12 protein-coding genes and 2 pseudogenes are annotated in these 19,145 nt (G+C 69.6%); 11 read left to right on the forward strand and 3 right to left on the reverse strand.

Annotation, left to right across the window (positions count from 1 at the left end):
- Positions 1-118: 118 nt before the first annotated feature.
- The 4 genes from fsxC to ACZ69Q_RS03915 all read left to right on the forward strand — a co-directional run bounded on the left by fsxC (position 119) and on the right by ACZ69Q_RS03915 (position 6,734).
- Positions 119-1,345: an FxsC protein gene (gene fsxC, locus ACZ69Q_RS03900; RefSeq protein ID WP_471035879.1), complete on the forward strand. Its 1,227-nt coding sequence runs from the start codon at positions 119-121 to the stop codon at positions 1,343-1,345.
- Positions 1,346-1,361: 16 nt separating this feature from the next.
- The gene (gene fxsT / locus ACZ69Q_RS03905; RefSeq protein WP_471035882.1) at positions 1,362-5,300 is read left to right on the forward strand and encodes an FxSxx-COOH system tetratricopeptide repeat protein; all 3,939 of its coding nucleotides are present in this window, start codon (positions 1,362-1,364) and stop codon (positions 5,298-5,300) included.
- A gap of 178 nt (positions 5,301-5,478) precedes the next feature.
- Positions 5,479-6,267: a hypothetical protein gene (locus ACZ69Q_RS03910; RefSeq protein ID WP_471035884.1), complete on the forward strand. Its 789-nt coding sequence runs from the start codon at positions 5,479-5,481 to the stop codon at positions 6,265-6,267.
- A gap of 101 nt (positions 6,268-6,368) precedes the next feature.
- Complete coding sequence (locus ACZ69Q_RS03915) at positions 6,369-6,734, forward strand: iron chaperone (RefSeq protein WP_471035887.1); 366 nt, start codon at positions 6,369-6,371, stop codon at positions 6,732-6,734.
- Between the two features lie 136 nt (positions 6,735-6,870).
- Here ACZ69Q_RS03915 and ACZ69Q_RS03920 read toward each other — a convergent pair.
- Positions 6,871-7,329 (reverse strand): annotated as a pseudogene (locus ACZ69Q_RS03920) (MarR family winged helix-turn-helix transcriptional regulator); the annotation flags it as partial.
- A 204-nt stretch (positions 7,330-7,533) separates the two neighbouring features.
- Here ACZ69Q_RS03920 and ACZ69Q_RS03925 point away from each other — a divergent pair.
- The 3 genes from ACZ69Q_RS03925 to fusA all read left to right on the forward strand — a co-directional run bounded on the left by ACZ69Q_RS03925 (position 7,534) and on the right by fusA (position 11,441).
- A complete protein-coding gene (locus ACZ69Q_RS03925) occupies positions 7,534-8,748 on the forward strand; it encodes a cytochrome P450 (RefSeq protein WP_471035890.1) in 1,215 nt (404 codons plus the stop codon).
- 34 nt (positions 8,749-8,782) lie between these two features.
- Entirely contained in the window at positions 8,783-8,983 is a 201-nt protein-coding gene (locus tag ACZ69Q_RS03930) for a ferredoxin (protein WP_471035892.1), read from the forward strand.
- A 409-nt stretch (positions 8,984-9,392) separates the two neighbouring features.
- Entirely contained in the window at positions 9,393-11,441 is a 2,049-nt protein-coding gene (gene fusA / locus ACZ69Q_RS03935; protein WP_471035896.1) for an elongation factor G, read from the forward strand.
- A 45-nt stretch (positions 11,442-11,486) separates the two neighbouring features.
- Here fusA and ACZ69Q_RS03940 read toward each other — a convergent pair whose 3' ends face one another.
- Positions 11,487-13,301, reverse strand: coding sequence for a coagulation factor 5/8 type domain-containing protein (locus tag ACZ69Q_RS03940; protein ID WP_471035899.1), 1,815 nt, complete (start codon positions 13,299-13,301; stop codon positions 11,487-11,489).
- A 207-nt stretch (positions 13,302-13,508) separates the two neighbouring features.
- Between ACZ69Q_RS03940 and ACZ69Q_RS03945 the strand changes: the two genes are divergently transcribed.
- From ACZ69Q_RS03945 to ACZ69Q_RS03960, 4 genes and pseudogenes are all read left to right on the forward strand, one after another.
- Entirely contained in the window at positions 13,509-14,828 is a 1,320-nt protein-coding gene (locus ACZ69Q_RS03945; protein WP_471035903.1) for an ABC transporter substrate-binding protein, read from the forward strand.
- Positions 14,829-14,833: 5 nt separating this feature from the next.
- Positions 14,834-15,822: pseudogene (locus ACZ69Q_RS03950) on the forward strand (carbohydrate ABC transporter permease).
- 7 nt (positions 15,823-15,829) lie between these two features.
- On the forward strand, positions 15,830-16,669 hold the full coding sequence (locus tag ACZ69Q_RS03955) for a carbohydrate ABC transporter permease (protein ID WP_471040034.1): 840 nt from the start codon (positions 15,830-15,832) through the stop codon (positions 16,667-16,669).
- A 29-nt stretch (positions 16,670-16,698) separates the two neighbouring features.
- Complete coding sequence (locus ACZ69Q_RS03960; RefSeq protein WP_471035906.1) at positions 16,699-18,063, forward strand: GH1 family beta-glucosidase; 1,365 nt, start codon at positions 16,699-16,701, stop codon at positions 18,061-18,063.
- 95 nt (positions 18,064-18,158) lie between these two features.
- Here the strand turns inward: ACZ69Q_RS03960 and ACZ69Q_RS03965 are convergent, their stop codons facing one another.
- Positions 18,159-19,109 (reverse strand): ATP-binding protein, encoded by a 951-nt coding sequence (locus tag ACZ69Q_RS03965; RefSeq protein ID WP_471035909.1) that lies wholly within the window; start codon positions 19,107-19,109, stop codon positions 18,159-18,161.
- Positions 19,110-19,145: the final 36 nt, after the last annotated feature.

The raw sequence follows: 19,145 nt of genomic DNA on the forward strand, positions 1-19,145 counted from the left end.
GGCAGGCCCTTGGGGGGTTGCGGTGGGGCCGTTTTTCTTTACCAGCTACGCCAGCTCGACCGGTGACAGAGGACCGGTCCAACGGTTCCACATCGATGTCCAGAACGAGATCTACAGCGTGCTGGGCCGCACCCCCTCCGCCGAGGGCCGGCTCAAGCATCCCGAGCCGACCGCGGGACCCGATCCGGCCGTTCTGGACTGTCGCGCGATGCTGGTGCTGTACTCCGCGGAGTACGTCGACGATCTGCAGTGCGCCCGGGAGTGGTCCGTCTTCCTGGAGCGCATGGACCGCCGGATGCGGCGGACCGGGCAGCGGCCGGACTCGCTGGTAGGAGTCGTCTGGCGGACGCGGGCGCTGGTGCTTCCCAGGCCGGTCACCGCCGTCCGGCACATCGTCGACGAGGAGTACCAGGGGCCCGGAGTGCTGGGCCTTCAGCAGGATTCCCGCAACCGGGATAGATATCGCGGGGTGGTGCGGCGCGTCGCAGAGCACCTGATGCGAGCGGCCGAGGTGCCGCCACCGGTCATGTCCGAGGCGGAGAGCCGAGCGGTGGACCCGCGGTTCGGCTCGAGCCGGGGAGCGCCGAGCAGGCGGCCCGATCCCGGTGAACAGGGCGCCGGCCTCCCGGAGTCGCCCGCCTCACCGCAGGCTGCCGACGCCATCGACCGGCACGTCCTTCTCTGCATGGTCGCCGGAACCAGAGACCGCATGCGGCACCTGCGCGAGCAGTTCGACTACTACGGGGAGTCCGCCGAGGAGTGGCGGCCCTTTCGCCCGTACAGCGAGGAAACCGTGACGGCCACCGTCGGCTGGGCGGCGCGTGCCTGCGGTGTCGACCGGCTGACCGTGACCGTGCCGTGCTCGGAGGATCCCTTCCCCGACCGCATGGACGAGTCGGCGACGGTTCTCGTCGTGGTCGATCCCTGGCTGACGGGCGACCCGGCGTTCACCGTGCTCTGGGAGCGGATCGCGCGGTCCCGGGCCCGCGTCGCCGCCGTCGTGGTCGTACTGGCCCGCGCGGACGAGGAGAGCCTCGGCAACGCGACGCGACTGCGCGAGGCGATCTCCCGTACGCCGGCGCGGATGCTCGGGGCGGCGCACCACGAGGCGGGCAGCCGAGACGCGCTGGCACACATCGTGGCGGCCGTGATGGCCGACTCGCTCACCCGCCCCGAGGACGACACGGGCGGCGCGCGGGCCAGAACGGGTGAGCTGTCCATCGAGAGTCCGGCGGATCGGCGCGTCCGCAGACAGCGGGAGCGCGTCGGATGGCTCAGGCGCGGGGCGAACCCGTGGCCTCCGGTACTGAGCAGAACGCCCGGCGAGTCGCTGGGCCCGGGCTGAGCATATGGGGCGGGGGATGAGCACAGGTCCAGCGAAGATCATTTCTTTCTATTCCTTCAAGGGCGGAGCCGGCCGCACGATGGCCCTGGCGAACGCCGCCTGGATCATCGCGAGCCGGGGGAAGTCGGTGCTGGTCATCGACTGGGACCTGGAGGCACCCGACCTCCACCTCTACTACGGGGCCTTCCTGCCGCTCTCCGACCAGAGCTTCGCCGACGGCGTGCTGGACATGTTCTCCGTCTTCGCGGGTGCGGCCGCATCCCTCGGCGAGGAGATACCGGAGGACCTGCGGGCCCTGCACCCCCAGCACACCGACTTCGAGCGCTACCAGGTGGGCCTGGAGCACGAATTCCCGAACGGCGGCAGGCTGCACTACATGGGCCCCGGGCGCATGGACGACGACTACGCCAACCGTCTGGCCTCGTTCGACTGGGCCGGGTTCCACACCAGCGACGACGGCAGGGAATTCCTGGAGGCACTGCGCACGCGGCTGCACAACAGCGACTACGACTATGTCCTCATCGACAGCCGCACCGGTTTCTCCGACGGCGCCGGTATCTGCACGCTCAGCCTGCCCGACACGGTCGTCATCGCCCTCACCATGAACCGGCAGGCCATCCAGGGCGCCCGGAAGATCGCCGAGCGGATCAGCCGCCACCACAGACCGATCGGGCTGCACTTCGTGCCCATGCGGGTCGACAGCGCCGAACAGGACCGCCTGGACCAGCGCCGCAAGGAAGCGCGCCGAGCTCTCGACACCTACCTCGGTACCACCGACGAGGACGCCCTCGCCACTTACTGGGGGCAGGTGACGGTGCCGTACCTGCCCTACTACGCGTACGGCGAGGAACTCGCCGTGATGCGGGACGACCCCCGCAACGCCGACAGCCTGCTGGCGTCCTACGTCCGGCTCGTCGACCGGATCACCGACGGTGTGGTGGCGGAGTTCCAGCCGGTGTCGCGGGCCAAGTCCCGCGCGTACCGCAACCAGCTCGCGCAACGTCAGCGTCTGCAGGCCGAGCAGGAGACCGAGCCCTGCACGGTCACCATCCTGCACGCTCCCAACGACCAGCTATGGGCGGACTGGATCGGTGCGCAACTGCGGCCGACCCGCATCCAGCTCGTCCAGTCGGACGAGAAGCCGACCGACTCGCTGCCGGACACGGACCACGTCCTTGCGCTGCTGTCCCCTCATCTCACGGGGACGTGGGCCGGCGACACGATCGCGCGGCTCACCACGGGCGCACCCATCGGCGGCGGTCCCGGGGACCAGCGCCTCATCGGGGTACGCGTGAGCACCGCACGACTCGCGCCGCACTTCGATTTCGACTGGCAGGACACGATCACGCTGGACGGCCAGAGCGAGGACGCGGCCCGTCAGGAGCTCCTCGACCGCTTCGGACTCCTCGCCGGCGGCGAGGAACCGGAGTCCGGCTGGGCCGGCCCCCGCTTCCCCGGACTGCAGCCGGCGGTGTGGAACCTGCCGATGCGCAACGCGGAGTTCATCGGGCGGGTCGAACAGCTCGACACGCTGCGGATGCGTTTCGACTGCTCCGGCGCGGGCAACTCCGCGCCCCAGGTGCTGTGCGGCCTGACCGGCGTCGGCAAGCGGCAGATCGCCCTGGAGTACGCCCACCGCTTCGCCTCGCAGTACGACCTGGTGTGGTGGGTGCCGTCCGCGACCGCGGAGGGAATCCAGGACGCCTTCACCCGGCTCGCCCGGGCCGTCAACGCCACGAGCGACGGCCGCCGCACCAGCGAGGACCGGCAGACGCTGCTGGACGACCTGCGGCAGGGCCGGGACCAGGGCCGGCGCAGATGGCTTCTCGTCTTCGACGGAGCCGTGAACCAGAAGGCGGTCGAGGAGTACATCCCGACCGGCGGCTCGGGCCATGTGCTGATCACTTCGACCAGCATGGAGTGGGCGTCCGAGTACCGGCAGCACACCGTCGAGTTCTTCACCCCCGAGGAGAGCGTGGCCCTGCTCAGCCGCAGGCTGCCCGGTGCGGCCGACGAAGAACTGCTGCGGCTCGCCGACCGGTTGGGTCATCTGCCGATCGCGGAGGAGGCCGCGGCCGCGGTACTGCGGGCGTGCCCCCAGGACATCGACCTCTACATCGACGTGCTCGACAGCGGTGAGACGACCTCCCAGGAGGACGTCTCACCGGAGTACCGGGACTTCACCCAGGTCTGCCGGCTGGCCTACGACGACCTGCGGGAGAGGTCTGCGGCCGCCGCCCGGCTGCTCGACCTGTGCGCCTTCCTGTCACCGGACGGCGTGGGCATGAACGTCGTCCAGTCGGATCGCATGCTGGAGCTGCTGAAACAGAGCGACCCCGAACTCGGTGACGCCGTCCTGGTCCTGCACCGCCATCTCAAGCTGCTCGGCGACCAGGCGCTCGCACTGCAGGACTTCGGCTCCCGCACCCTGAAGGTCCCCAGCGTGGTGCAGGACCTGGTCAGAAGCTGGATGACCGAGGAGGACCGGGACCGCACCCGTGCCGAGGCGCTCACCGTCCTCGCCTCGATGGTGCCCAACGACCTCGAGCGGCACGAGCCCGGTCACCGCGACACGTTCGTGGAGCTCGACAAGCACGTCATCGTCTCCGGAGCGGTGGACAGCCCCGAACCGGACGTGCACCGCTGGCTCGTGAGCCAGGTCTACCACCGTTGGTCGTCCGGTGAGTGGAAGCACGCCCGGGAGCTGGGCGAGCTCGTCCTGGAGCGCTGGCGGCGGGACCTGAACCCGGAGCACCTCATGGTGCTGCGCATGGAGTCGCAGCTCGGCGCGGCCTGTCGGCTCCTCGGCGACTACCGTACGGCGCTCGCCCTCACCACCCACGCGGTGACCACCCTGCGCAGGAACGGAGCCAACCAGGCCGACATCCTGCTGGCCAGCCGTGGCTACGCCGCCGATCTGCGCGCGGTGGGCGACTTCAAGAGGGCGTTCGAGGAGGACCAGGGCACGTTCTCGGGGCTGCGGGAGGAGATCGGGGAGAACTCCAACGGAACGCTCGCCGCCTCCGTCAACCTCGCCCTGTCCAAGTTCTACGTCGAGTCGGTGCCGGCCGCCATCCTGCAGGAACAGCAGGCGTACGAGCGGCGCGGGCAGATCGCCACCGACAAGGACCACAAGCCGTGGGTGTCGTACACCTACCTCGGCACCTACCACCGGGAGAAGGGTGAACTGGACGCCTCCGAGTGGCATCTGGCCGAGGCGCGCAACCAGTTGACCAGGCTGCTGGGCTCCGGCTCCCATCACACGCTGGGGGCCGTCGCCAGCCTGGGCATGACCATGGTCCGCCAGGGCGAGGTGCGACACGGCCTTCAACTGCTCAAGGACGCGTACGTCTCGTACCGCGACCAGTGGGGCGAGGAGCACCCCGGGACGATGTCCTGTCGGGTGTCCCTCGCCATCGGCCTGCACGCCGAGGACAGGACCGGTGACGCGCTGGACTACACCCGGGACGTCCTGGGTCACTACCGCCAGGTCTTCGGGGACGACCACCCCTTCACTGGCATCTGCCGCAACAACCTCGCGCTGTACCTGCTGTGCCGCGGGGAGCCGGCGGAAGCGGCGGAGCACGCGAGCAAGGCGGTTCTCCAGTTGAAGGAGACGTTCGGGCGGGCGCATCGCTACACGCTGGTCGCGCGGATGAACGAGAACAACTGCATGAACGCGCTGGGCACTCTGGCGGCCACGGAGAGGATCGCTGTCGACCGGGACATCCACGAGGGCTGCCGGGAGCCGTCGGCATGGGGAGAGAGCCATCCGATCACGCTGATCGCCCTGGCGAACCTGTTGGACTCCGACCCCAGGACCGACGACGATCTCGAGGCGCGCCTCGGACGCAAGGTACCCGACTGCCTCCCCAAGGACCACGCGCTCGCGAGGGCGCTGCTCGCCAAGCCGTATCGCAGGCTCGGTGCCGATCTGGAGGTGCAGAGTGTCTGACCCTTCCACCTCATCGGCGTACGCCCCGGCGCACGAAATGGACGGAGTGAATCAGAGGATGGGCGAACTCGATTTACAGCTCCTCCAGTTGTTGCGGGCATGCGGTCTGGCTCATATGGCGTTCTACGATCGCGACCGGGCGAAAATGGTCACGGAAACTCCGTCGCCGTCGGAGGGAATGCCGGTCGAGTCGGAGTCGCACGGTCTCGAACGCGCCGGGCGCCAACTCTTCTACATTCTTGAGGAATTAGCGCCGGATTTCGCCGAACTCCGCACCGGATCGCTCATACGCACCGTGGTGCTCGTTCCCGCCGGGGCGCTTCTTTACCATTCCGTCGACCCGGGAATCCATCTGTGCTGTGCCACACGCAGGGACCGGGTCGACGAACTGATCGTCCAGATGGCCGCAGGGATCGACGACCTACGGCCGGCAGTCCGGTACGGCATGTTCCCGCGCCGCTCGTATCTGCGCAGGCACGCCGCCGCATCCAAGCGGCCCGTGGTCGAGGACGTCACGGAGGACACCGCCGAGCGCACCGCGTACACCGCAGCGGACCCGGCCGGCGCTCCGGACGCCACCGTCGACCTGTTGCGCGCGGCACTCGGCGTGCACGGGCTGCACTACGTGGCGTACTACGCCGGCGGTGCGAGCGCGCGCACGGCCGACATCTTCGGTCATCCGGCGCTGCGAAGCCATTTCGGCTCCTCCACACCGCAGCAGCGGCGGGACAAGTACGGCCTGCTGGGGCAGTTGCTGCCCGGCGTCACGGGCCGTATGAACACCTCCCTGCATGCGCTGCTCGAAGGGGAGATCCACCAGATGGTCCTGCGGGTGGGGCAGGGAGCCGTCTATTTCCAGCAGCTCTACGGACGTCACTACCTGCTCGGCGTGGCCCTGGACCAGTCACGGCTGACCGAGGCGGACCGGCACATCGAGAGGCTGGGACGGGAGCTGGCGAGCGAGTGACGGGGGGCGGGCGAAGGCGGCGCAGCCAGGTCCTCGGCATACGCATCAGTTGTTCCGTGCGGCTGATTGATCGGCGCCGTCCGCGGGCTTAGCCTCGGCGCATGGTGCACAGCACGGCGGACGATGTCGACGCCTATCTCGCCGAGGTGCCGCCCGAGCGCGCGGAGGCCCTGACGAGGCTCAGGGAGCTGTGCCGTGCGGAACTGCAGGGCTTCAGCGAGGGCATGACGTACGGCATGCCCACCTACCAGCGTGATGGTGAGGCCGAGATTGCGTTCGCGAGCCAGCGGCAGTACATCTCTTTCTATCTGATGCGCACCGACGTCCGGGACGCGTTCGAGGAACGGCTGGCCGAACAGGACATGGGCAAGGGCTGCCTGCGGTTCCGCAAGCCCGAGAAGATCGATTTCGAACTGGTCCGGGATCTGCTGCGGGCCACCTCGGCGGGGCCCGGCCCGATCTGCTGACGCCCCGGCGGGACCGGTGCGGCCTGTCTCAGTCGCGGTCGGTCGGCGCCGTGGTGAGTGCGGAGGGGCTCTCGTGTTCCGCTGTGTCCGGGGCGTATGGGTCGTACGGGTCGTACGGGTCGTACGCATGGTCAAGGCTCCTCGGCCAGGGGCGGCCCGTGATGCGTTCGATGTCCGTGTTGAACTGCCGTAGATCGGCGATGAAACGGCTCAGCCGGTCCGGGGTCCAGTCGGCCACGACCGTGGACAGGCCGGTGACGATTCCGGCGCGTTGTTCGGCCAGGAGTCTCATGCCCTCGTCGGTGATGCGGAACTTCCGGGCGACGCCGCCGGCCGGGTCGAGGGTCCGCTCCACCAGGCCGTTGCGCAGAAGGGCCGAGGTCTGGCGGGTGAACGTCGACGCCGCGAGTCCGAAGGCCTCGACGAAGTCCGGGATGGACATGGGGCCCTGGGCCTGGAGTCTGTTGAGGAGGACGTACGCGCTCTGGTCCAGTGGGTCCCCGCCGCGCGGGCCCCGGGGCGCCCGCATCTCCTTGTGGCGGGTGAGGATCAGCAGTTCCCGCTCGATGCGTTCCGCGGCCTCTCGGGCATCCATGCCGACCTCCTTCCCGGCCGCACGGCCAGGTTCCCGACTCCCCGAACGCCCACCCTACGGTGAGATTGCGCCATACATCGAAAGTGCATCATGCACTCTTGATGCATGATGCACAACGTGCGTAGCGTGCGCGCTGTGAACGCCTCCGCGTCGCCCACCCGCCTCCCCCGCACACGCACATCCCCCCACCCAAGGTGATGACAGATGCGCGAGAACGACCTGCTCAGGCTGCCGCTGCCCAGTGACAACCCCTTGGAGCCGCCCGCCGATTGGGAGCGACTGCGCCGTCAGTGTCCGGTGGCCACCGTCGAACTCCCCAGTGGTGACGAGGCGACCTATCTGACCCGCTACGACCACGTCAAAGCCCTGCTGGCCGACCCCCGTTTCGCCCGGCCGACCGCCGAGGACGGCGGCGCACGGATCGCCCCCGAAGGGGCCGGCGGTCCAGCCGCCGACGGGAGTTCGCCCCTGGCCCTTCCCGGCCGCGGCGAGTCGCACCTGCGGTGGCGGCGGCAGGTGGGCAAGTACTTCACCGCCAAACGCATGACCGCCCTGCGTCCCGGAATGGTCCGCACCGCCGAGAGCCTCGTCGACGACATGATCCGGCAGGGACAGCCCGCCGACCTCAAGGCATGCCTTGGTTTCCCGCTGCCCGTCTATGTCATCTGCGACATCCTGGGCGTCCCCGCCACGGACCGGGACCGCTTCTCGCACTGGTCCGACGCCTTCCTCAACGTCAGCCGCTACACCGGCGAGCAGACCCGGGCTGCGTACGACGAGTTCGCCGAGTACATGGCGGCGCACATCGCGGCGACGCGCGCGGAGCCCGGTGACGACCTGATCGGCATGGTGATCGGGGAGAGCGAGGGCGAGGGGCAGGGGCTGACCGACGACGAGCTGCTCGGCACCGCCATGGGGCTCCTCGTCGCCGGGCACGAGACCACCGCCAACATGATCGGCAAGATGGTGGCCATGCTGCTCGTCGACCGCACCCGTTGGGAGCGGCTGCTGGCCGACCCCGCCCTCGTGCGCACCGCGGTCGACGAGGCGCTGCGCTTCGACGCCAACCTCGGCTTCGGGATCCGGCGTTACCTCACCGAGGACGTCGAGGTCGACGGCGAGCTGCTGCCGAGGGGCACGACCGTGGTGTGCAGCATGCCCGCCGCCAACCGGGACGAGCGGGTCTTCGACCACGCGGACGACATGGTGCTGTCCCGGTCCCCGAACCCGCATCTGACGTTCGGCTCCGGCCCGCACTCGTGCCTCGGCCAGAGTCTCGCGCGCACCGAACTCCAGGTCACCCTCGAAGTACTGCTCCGCAGGCTGCCGACCCTGCAACTGGACGTTGCCGTCGATGAGTTGAGGCGCGTCGAAGGGCTTCTCGTCGGTGGACTGCGCACGGTGCCCGTGCGGTGGTGACCGGGCCGGCAGCAGGAGAAGAAGGGCGACAGCGGTGAAAGTCCATGTGGACCAGGACCGGTGCTGCGGCGCCGGCCAGTGCGTGCTGATCGCACCCGAGGTCTTCGACCAGCGTGACGAGGACGGCATCGTCACCCTGCTCGACCCCAGCCCCGCGGCGCAGGTGCACGCCGCCGCCCGCGAGGCGGCCGCCGTCTGCCCCGCGGCCGCCATCACGATCGACGACGACCAGTAGCCCACGCCCGAGTCGTACCGCCCGGAAAAATCGCGTGCTCCCATCCGGCCCGCCTCTCTAGACTCACCACACCATCACGCGCCGCCCACCGATCGGCGGCGCGTCGTCGTGACCAGTCGAGGGGAGCCGGGCCGTGCCTGACCGCACCGCTGTCGTCGTCTCTCCCTGCCGGTACGAGGTGATCCTGGTGTCCTCGTCCGCCCGGTGCCCGCTGCGCGGCCGGTACCGGATGCCCGTGACGAACACCTGAGAGCGCCCGAGCAAACCCTTCCGGGGGCATCAACACCCCCGCCCCACCTGCCGTACCCGGTCTGACGGGGCGACAGGTCTCGCTCACGTGCGCCCACCCGTCGTCCGGGATTCGCGCTGACCCCTTTCCGTTTCCGGAACATCCGAAAGGCCAAGGGCCGTGCGCACCAACCTCGACAACCTCGCCGTCGTCCGCAATCTCGGCATCCTCGCCCACGTCGACGCGGGCAAGACCACCGTCACCGAGCGGATCCTGTACGCCACCGGGACCACGCACAAGCGCGGCGAGGTCCACGACGGCACCACCGTCACCGACTTCGACCCGCAGGAGCGTGACCGGGGTATCACCATCTTCGCCGCGGCCGTGAGCTGCGCCTGGAACGGTCACCGGATCAACCTCATCGACACCCCCGGCCACGTCGACTTCGCCGACGAGGTCGAGCGTGCTCTGCGCGTACTGGACGGCGCGGTCGCCGTGTTCGACGCCGTCGCCGGTGTCGAGCCGCAGAGCGAGTCCGTGTGGCGGCAGGCGGACCGGCACGGAGTGCCGAGGATCGCCTTCGTCAACAAGCTGGACCGCGCCGGAGCGGACCTCGACAGGGCAGTGGAGTCGATCAGGGAACGGCTGCATCCGACGCCGCTGGTCGTGCAGTTGCCCATCGGCAAGGAGGACGGCTTCCGCGGTGTCGTGGACCTCGTACGGATGCGGGCGCTGGTCTGGGCCGACGGCGCCGACACGTTCGTAGTGGAAGACGTGCCCGAAGAACTGCGAGCGGAGGCGCAGCGGCGTCGGCGGCTGCTGGAGGAGGCCGTCGCCGAACTGCACACGGGTGTGCTGGAGGAGTTCTGCGCAGGATCGGCGGTCTCGCCGAAGACGCTGGCCGGCGCTCTGCGTGAGCTGACCCGCACGGGCGAGGGCGTGGTCGTGCTGTGCGGCTCGGCCTACCGCAACCGCGGTGTCGAGCCGTTGCTCGACGCGGTCGTGGCGTATCTGCCGTCGCCGCTCGACGTGCCTGCCGTGCGCGGCCTGCACGACGGCGCCGACGTGGAGCGGCCCGCCGACCCGGCGGCACCCTTCGCGGGGCTGGCGTTCAAGGTGAGCGCGACGCCGACCGGACGGCTGACCTATCTGCGGGTGTACTCGGGAACGATCGGGAAGGGAGACACGGTGCTGGACGCGAGTGCCGGGCGCACCGAGCGGATCGGGCGGATCCTGCGGGTGCAGGCCGACCGCCATGCCCAGGTGGACCGGGCCGTCGCCGGGGACATCGTGGCCGTGGTCGGTCTGAAGTCGGCTCGCGCGGGCTCCACGCTCTGCGCACCGAACGCGCCGCTCGTCCTCGAACCGCCCGGCGTGGCCGACCCGGTGGTGTCGGTCGCGGTCGAGGCCCGCAGGTCCACGGACACCGACAAGCTGGCCACCGCGCTGGCCCGACTGGGGGAGGAGGACCCGTCGCTGGTCGTGCGGACCGACGCCGAGACCGGGCAGACGCTGCTGTCCGGGATGGGGGAACTGCATCTGGAGGTCGCGGTGGAGAAGATCCGGCGGGAGACGGGGCTGGACGTCAACGTCGGCCGCCCCAGGGTGTCGTACCGCGAGACAGTCGGCGAAGGCGTGACCGGATTCGTCTTCCGGCACGTCAAACAGGACGGCGGAGCGGGCCAGTTCGCGCATGTCGTGCTCGACGTCGAACCCCTGGAGAGGGGGTCCGGCTTCGAGTTCCGCTCGGCCGTGGTCGGCGGTCGTGTGCCGCAGGAGTACGTCCGTGCCGTGGAGGCCGGCTGCCGGGACGCCCTCGCCGAGGGCCCCCTCGGCGGTCACCCGGTGACCGGGTTGCGTGTCACCCTCACCGATGGGGCGACCCATGTGAAGGACTCCTCCGACACCGCCTTCCGGACGGCAGGCCGTTTCGGCCTGCGCGACGCCCTGCGCTCCTGCGCGATGGTGCTGCTGGAGCCGGTCGTCGAGGTCACGGTCACCGTGCCGGAGGACGCCGTCGGCACCGTGCTGGGCGACCTGGCTTCGCGACGCGGCCGCGTCTCGGGCTCGGTCACCCGGGCGGGCTCGGCGGTCGTCACGGCGACCGTGCCACTGGCCGAACTCTTCGGCTACGCGACGCGGTTGCGCAGTCGGACCCAGGGCCGCGGCACGTTCACGGCCCGGCCGACCGGGTACGCACCGGCGCCGGTGACGGCACCGGTCCGGTGAGCGAGGCGGCCCCACCTGTGCGCGGGTGGGGCCGCTTACGGGCCCTCAGGGATACGACACCACGGTCGACGGCACCGTCGAGGTTCCCGATGTCGGCGCCCCCGTGTCGTTGATGACGCACTCGTACTGCCCGTTGCCGCCCAGCGACACGACGAGCAGGTTGTGCAGGCGCACCCCGGGCCGCACGGGTGCGGCGAAGCCGTGGTGCTGCACGATCGACGGGTCGACGTTGTAGTAGCAGTAGCTGCCCAGTCCCCAGCCCTCGTGGGTCGTCACGCCGTCGCCGACCTTGTAGGCGGCGTAGCCCTTGAGGGAGCCGTTCTGGATGGCGGCCTGGTTCGGGGCGTCGTACGCCTTCTCGTTCTGGAAGAAGATCGTGCGGCCGCGCTGGCCGTTCCACTGCACGTCGTACTTGTTGAAGTGCTCCACGAACAGGCCGGTCGCCAGGACGTCGTCGCCGCCCACGACGACGCCGTAGTCGGCCCGGTTGGTCTCCCAGCCGACGCCCTCGCCGTGGTCGGCGCGCCACACCCAGGTGTGGTCGATGATGGTGTGCCGGCTGTTGACCACCATGCTGGTGGTGGCCTTGCCCGCGCCCGCGCCGCCGATGCGGACGAACACGTCCTGGACCGTGGTCGGGTTGGCGGAGTGGTCCCTGGACGCGCCCTGCGGCCCGATCTCCAGCAGCGTCGCGGAGTTGACCGGTCCGGCGTCGACCAGGAAGCCGGCCAGCCGGACTCCGTCCACGTCGGCGACCTTCACGGCCGTGACTCCGCCGTCGGGGATCAGGGTCGCGTAGCCGAGGCCCAGGACCACCGTGTTCGCCCGGTCTACCTGGATCGGCCGGTCGAGGTGGTAGATCCCCGGGGTGAGCAGCAGGTGCAGTCCCTGCGCCAGCGCCTGGTTCAGGGTGGCCGCGGAGACGCCGGGCCGGGCGACGTAGAACTGTGACAGCGGCAGCGAGGTGCCTCTGGGGGTGCCGTTGCCCCAGGTGACGCCGCGGGCGTTGGTCCGCTTCTCCGGGAGGAAGACGCGGTAGTCGTTTCCCTGGACGTACAGGAACGGCTTCTCGCGCGAGACCGGTGTGGTGTCGAGCGTGGTGTACGGCGGGTTGGGGAAGCTCTGCGCGGGGGCGCCCTCGACGCCCGAGAACACCATGTTCCACACGCCGTTGAGCCAGCTCCCGATCGCGCTGTCGCGGGTGTACCACTGCTGCTGCGAGTACGGTCCGACCTGCCCGTCGATCCGGCTGTCGGCGATGTAGCCGCCGCTGGCCCAGCCGTAGCCGGTGGGGGAGAGGTTGAGGCCGCCGCGGACGTGCATCCGGCGGAACGGGGCCGCCTGCGCGACCGCCCACCGGTTGGTGCCGTTGACCGGGACCAGGGCCAGGTTCTCCGCCGAACGCCAGAAGTTCTGCGTCGCGTTGCCGTTGAACCAGCCGGCGTCGACGGTGACGTCGCCGTTGATGGTGGTGTCGTCGGGGGACAGGCCGAGGCCCGCGATCGAGGTGTAGAAGCCGAGCTGGGCGTTGAGGCCGTTATAGGTGCCGGGCCTGAAGAGCAGGGCGTAGCGGCCGGTGCCGAACTGCGCGGACTCCTGCTGACGGAACACCTCGTCGAGCCGGGCCTGGATGCCGGGGGTCGAGGGGTCGAAGACGATGACGTTCGGGCCGAGGTCGCCGCCGCCGGGCAGAGCGCGCGGCTTCTTGCGGGCGGCCGGAGCCGGGGAAGGTGCCGAAGACGCTGCCGCGGACGACGGCGCGGCCACGCCGAGGACGGCCGGTGTGGCCGCGGCCGCGGCCCCCAGCAGCGTGCGACGGCCGATCGAGGGCAGCCGGGAATCCGGTGAGGAAGCAGGCATGGGGCGGCTCTCCTTGTTCAGGAAGTGAACATGGTGGGGTTTGGGAGCGCTCTCTCGCCGGTGAATGGTTCATCTGTAAAACGATGGAGTCAAGACTTTGGACCGGAGTCCGGTGAGTGTGTCAAAAGCCTTGACGCGAACGCTCCTTAGGGCTTAACTCACGCTCTAAATTAAGCAGCAGTACTCCCGGAAGGGACACCTGGAGCCATGCGCACAACGCGAGCCGCGGCCGTAGCTGCCGTCACCATGTCTCTCGCCCTGGCCGCAACGGCCTGCGGAGGCGGTTCGTCCACGGACGGCGGGGGGTCCAACGACTCGCCGAAGACCCTCACCTACTGGGCCTCCAACCAGGGCGCCAGCATCGAGGTCGACAAGAAGGTCCTCCAGCCCGAACTCGACAAGTTCGAGAAGCAGACGGGCATCGAGGTGAAGCTGGAGGTCGTGCCCTGGTCGGATCTGCTCAACCGGATCCTGACCGCGACCACCTCCGGCCAGGGCCCCGACGTCCTCAACATCGGCAACACCTGGAGCGCCTCCCTCCAGGCGACCGGGGCGCTGCTGCCGTGGAACGCCGAGAACTTCGGCAAGATCGGCGGCAAGGACCGGTTCGTGGAGTCGGCGCTCGGCTCGACCGGCGCGCAGGGCCAGGACCCGGCCGCCGTGCCGCTGTACTCGATGGCGTACGCGCTCTACTACAACAAGAAGATGTTCGCCGACGCGGGCATCTCCAAGCCGCCGGCCACCTGGGAGGAGCTGGTCGCCGACGGCAAGAAGCTGTCCAAGGGCGGCAAGTGGGGCCTGGGCGTGGAGGGTTCGAACCCCTCGGAGAACATCCACCACGCCGTCGTCTTCGCCAAGCAGCACGGTGCCGACTTCTTCACGGCCGACGGCAAGCCGGACTTCACCTCCGACAAGGCCGTCGAGGGCGTCAAGCAGTTCGTCGACCTGATGGCCAAGGACAAGATCATCGCGCCCGGCAACGCCGAGTACGCGCAGAACCAGTCCGTCAGCGACTTCGCCAAGGGCAAGACGGCGATGCTGCTGTGGCAGTCCGCCTCCGCCAACCTCAAGTCGCAGGGCATGAGCGAGGACGCCTACGGCATCGCGCCGGTGCCCGTGCAGTCCGGCACCCCCGGCTCCGGCACGAGCGTGAACTCCATGGTCATGGGCATCAACCTGGCCGTCTTCAAGAACACCGACAACGTCGACGGCGCCACCAAGTTCGTGAAGTTCATGACCAGCGACGACGAGCAGAAGATCCTCAACGAGGCGTACAGCTCGATCCCGCCGGTCAAGGGCGCGCAGTCCGAGCAGTCCTTCAACACTCCCGCGAACGCGGTCCTGAAGGACACCCTCGCGCAGAGCGCCATCGCGGCTCCTCAGGTCGCCGACGAGTCCCAGTTCGAGACGGCGGTCGGTACGGCCATCAAGGAGCTGTGGGCCGACGCCGCCGGCGGACGTCCGGTGACGGCCGACTCGGTGAAGGCGGCACTGGAGAAGGCCCAGCAGCAGATGCCGACGAAGTGAGCACGATGACGACCACGGTCCCGGCCAAGGCTGAGGTGCGTCAGAGCTCCCCCGGGACGGTGGACGGCCCCCGCCGCCGTCCCGGGCGGATCCGCCGCATCTCACTGCCTTATCTGCTGCTTCTGCCCGCCCTGCTCCTGGAACTCCTGGTCCATCTGGTGCCGATGGTGATCGGCGTCCTGATGAGCTTCAAGGAGCTCACCCAGTTCTACATCCGCGACTGGACCACCGCGCCCTGGAACGGCATCGACAACTACCGGATGTCGGTGGACTTCAACGCCCCCGTCGGGGAGGCGCTGCTCCACTCGTTCCTGGTCACGCTGGCCTTCACCCTGCTGTCGGTCGGTCTGTGCTGGCTGATCGGCACGGTCGCGGCCGTCTACATGCAGGACACCTTCCGCGGCCGGGGCCTGCTGCGCGCCCTGTTCCTGGTGCCGTACGCGCTGCCCGTCTACACGGCCGTGATCACCTGGGTGTTCATGTTCCAGCACGACAACGGCCTGGTGAACCACGTCCTGCACGACCAGCTCGGCCTCACCGACAAGCCCTCCTTCTGGCTCATCGGCGACAACAGCTTCATCGCGCTGCTGACGGTGTCGGTCTGGAAGGGCTGGCCGTTCGCCTTCCTCATCGTCATGGCCGGACTCCAGAACATCCCGAAGGAGCTGTACGAGGCCGCGGCCCTCGACGGCGCCGGCATGTGGCAGCAGATCCGCCGCATCACCCTGCCGTCGCTGCGTCCGGTCAACCAGGTCCTCGTCCTGGTGCTGTTCCTGTGGACGTTCAACGACTTCAACACGCCGTACGTCCTGTTCGGCAAGACCGCGCCACAGGCCGCGGACCTCATCTCGGTGCACATCTACCAGGCCAGCTTCGTCACCTGGAACTTCGGCACGGCTCCGCGATGAGCGTGCTCCTGCTGCTGTTCCTGCTCGTGGTGACGGGCGTGTATCTCGTCCTCACCTCGCGCGGACGGAGGACCAAGAATGCGTAACTCCCCCATGGCACCGCCGCGTTCCTTCCTGTGGTCCCGGCGGATCTTCCTCTCCCTGCTCACCGGCTTCGTCCTGGTCCCCGTCTATGTGATGGTCTCCAGCTCGCTCAAGCCGCTGGCGGACGTCTCGGGGCAGTTCCGCTGGCTGCCCAGCGGGCTGACGATCCGCCCGTACATCGACATCTGGTCGACGGTGCCGCTCGCGAGGTACTTCGTGAACTCGCTGATCGTGGCGGGCGCGGCGACGGTGTGCTCGGTGGTGATCGCGGTGTTCGCCGCGTACGCCGTCAGCCGCTACAACTTCCGCGGCAAGCGCGTCTTCACGGTCACCGTCCTGTCCACCCAGATGTTCCCGGGCATCCTCTTCCTGCTGCCGCTGTTCCTCATCTACGTCAACATCGGCAACGCCACCGGAATCGCCCTGTTCGGCTCGCGCGGCGGTCTGATCCTGACATATCTGACCTTCTCGCTGCCGTTCTCGATCTGGATGCTGATCGGGTACTTCGACTCGGTGCCGCGCGATCTGGACGAGGCGGCGCTGGTCGACGGCTGCGGCCCGCTCGGCGCGCTGTTCCGGGTGGTCGTGCCGGCCGCGATCCCCGGCATCGTCGCGGTCGCCGTCTACGCCTTCATGACCGCCTGGGGCGAAGTGCTCTTCGCGTCCGTCATGACCAACGACACCACCCGCACCCTCGCCGTCGGCCTCCAGGGCTACTCCACGCTCAACGACGTGTACTGGAACCAGATCATGGCCGCCTCGCTCGTCGTCAGCGTGCCCGTGGTGGCGGGCTTCCTCCTCCTTCAGCGGTATCTGGTCGCCGGCCTGACCGCGGGCGCCGTCAAGTGATCCACACCCCCCGTTCCGAGAGGATTTCTGTGTCCGACCGCATCGACCTCGCCGCACTCCCGCACGACTTCCTGTGGGGCACCGCCACAGCGGCGTACCAGATCGAGGGAGCCGTGGCGGAGGACGGCCGTTCCCCGTCGATCTGGGACACCTTCTCGCACACCCCCGGAAAGATCGACAACGGCGACAACGGCGACGTCGCCTGCGACCACTACCACCGCTGGCGCGAGGACATCCGCCTCATGCGTCAACTCGGCACGAACGCCTACCGGTTGTCGGTCGCGTGGCCGCGGGTGGTGCCGGGCGGCGACGGACCGGTCAACCCCCAGGGCCTCGCCTTCTACGACGAGCTGGTCGACGGTCTGCTGGAGGCGGGCATCACCCCGTCCGTCACCCTCTACCACTGGGACCTCCCGCAGGCACTCCAGGACCGCGGTGGCTGGCCCGAACGTGCAACCGCCGAGCACTTCGCGGAGTACGCCGCGGTGGTCGCCGCCCGGCTCGGCGACCGCGTCACTCAGTTCGCCACGCTCAACGAGCCGTCCTGCTCGGCCTGGATCGGCCACCTGGAGGGCAAGATGGCACCCGGCCTGACCGACCTCACGGCCGCCGTCCGCGCCTCCTACCACCTCCTCCTCGGCCACGGCCTCGCCACCCAGGCGATCCGCGACGCCGCGCCCGGCGCCGAGGTCGGCATCGTCAACAACCTGTCGACCGTGTACGCGGCCGGCGACCGCCCCGAGGACGAGGCCGCCGCCCGCCGTCAGGACGGCCACGTCAACCGCTGGTGGCTCGACCCGGTGCACGGCCGCGGCTTCCCGGCCGACATGGTCGAGACGTACGGCGTCGAACTCCCCGAGCGGGCCGGTGACCTGGAGACGATCGCGGCCCCGCTGGACTGGCTCGGCCTGAACTACTACTTCCCGGCCCACGTCGTCGACGACCCCGAGGGCCCGGCGCCGTACGCCCGCGCGGTCCGCCGCCCGGACGTGCCGCGTACCGGCATGGACTGGGAGATCGACGCGAGCGGCATCGAGACGCTGCTGCTGCGGCTGACCGAGGAGTACGGGCCACGGAAGATCTACGTCACCGAGAACGGCTCCGCCTTCCCGGACGTCGTACGCCCCGACGGCACGATCGACGACCCCGAGCGCCAGGACTACCTGGTCCAGCACCTGGCGGCCTGCGCCTCCGCCGCCCGCAAGGGTGCCCCGCTGGCCGGGTACTTCGCCTGGTCGCTGCTCGACAACTTCGAGTGGGCGTACGGCTATGCCAAGCGCTTCGGCCTGGTCCACGTCGACTACGAGACCCAGGTCCGCACGATCAAGGGGACCGGCCACCGGTACGCGGACATCGTCCGCGCGCACGGGGCGAGGGCGAAGCGGGCGGCCTGACCCGACCGCGGTGGGCGCGGGAGCCGGAGCCCACGCCCACCGCATCCACAAACAGAAGGGGTCGCGCACGGCCGGGCCGGCCGGCCGACCGGGCGTCAGGACCGGGCTGCCGGTGGGCCCGGTACGTAGTCCGGGTCCACCTGGGCGGCCAGGTCGCCGCCCGTCCTGTCGTCCGCCCAGGCGCGGGCGTTGCGCAGGTGGAACTCGACGGCGTGGCGATGGGTCGTCGGCCAGTCCTTGGGGTGGGCGTCGACCGCCTCGCGCAGGACGTTCAGGGCGTGCACATTGGGGGACTCCAACTCGCCCTGCTCCCTGCCCTGTTCGGCCGCGCGGACCCAGGGCGACTGGACGAGGTGGGTGAGCAGGTCGTCGCCGACCTCCTCCTTGAGGAAGAGCAGGTCGTCCTCGCCCGTCACCTTGTTGCCGACGACCGCGACGCGGATGCCGAACTCGCGCGCGTGGTCACGGTACTGGCGGTACACCGAGACGCCCTTGCGGGTCGGCTCCGCCACCAGGAACGTCATGTCGAAGCGGGTGAACAGGCCCGACGCGAAGGCGTCCGCGCCCGCGGTCATGTCGACGACCACGTACTCGCCCGGGCCGTCGAGGAGGTGGCCGAGGTAGAGCTCGACGCCGCTGAGCTTGGAGTGGTAGCAGGCGACCCCGAGGTCGCTCTCGTCGAACTCGCCCGTGACCATCAGCGGCACGTCGCCCACGCGCCGGACATGACGTGTGTGCAGCTCGTCGTCACCGAGGAGGCGGAGCAGGCGGGAGCCGCGGCCCGGCGGAGTGGTCTTGATCATGGCGTCGGCGGAGGGGATGCGCGGGTTGGTGCCGCGCAGGTACTCCTTGATGTCCCGGACGTGGGCTCCGAGGGGTGGCGCGTCGAGGGCGGCGCCGGTGTGGCCCAGTGCCTCGGCGAGGTGCTGGTTGATGTCGCCGTCGATGGCCAGCACCGGTGCGCCGGAGTGGGCCAGGTGGCGGGTGAAGAGCGCCGACAGCGTCGTCTTGCCGCTGCCGCCCTTGCCGACGAACGCGATACGCATCAGTGGCCCGCCTTCGTCACCGAGGTATCCTTGTTG

It is taken from the genome of Streptomyces sp. NPDC036764, assembly GCF_055609385.1.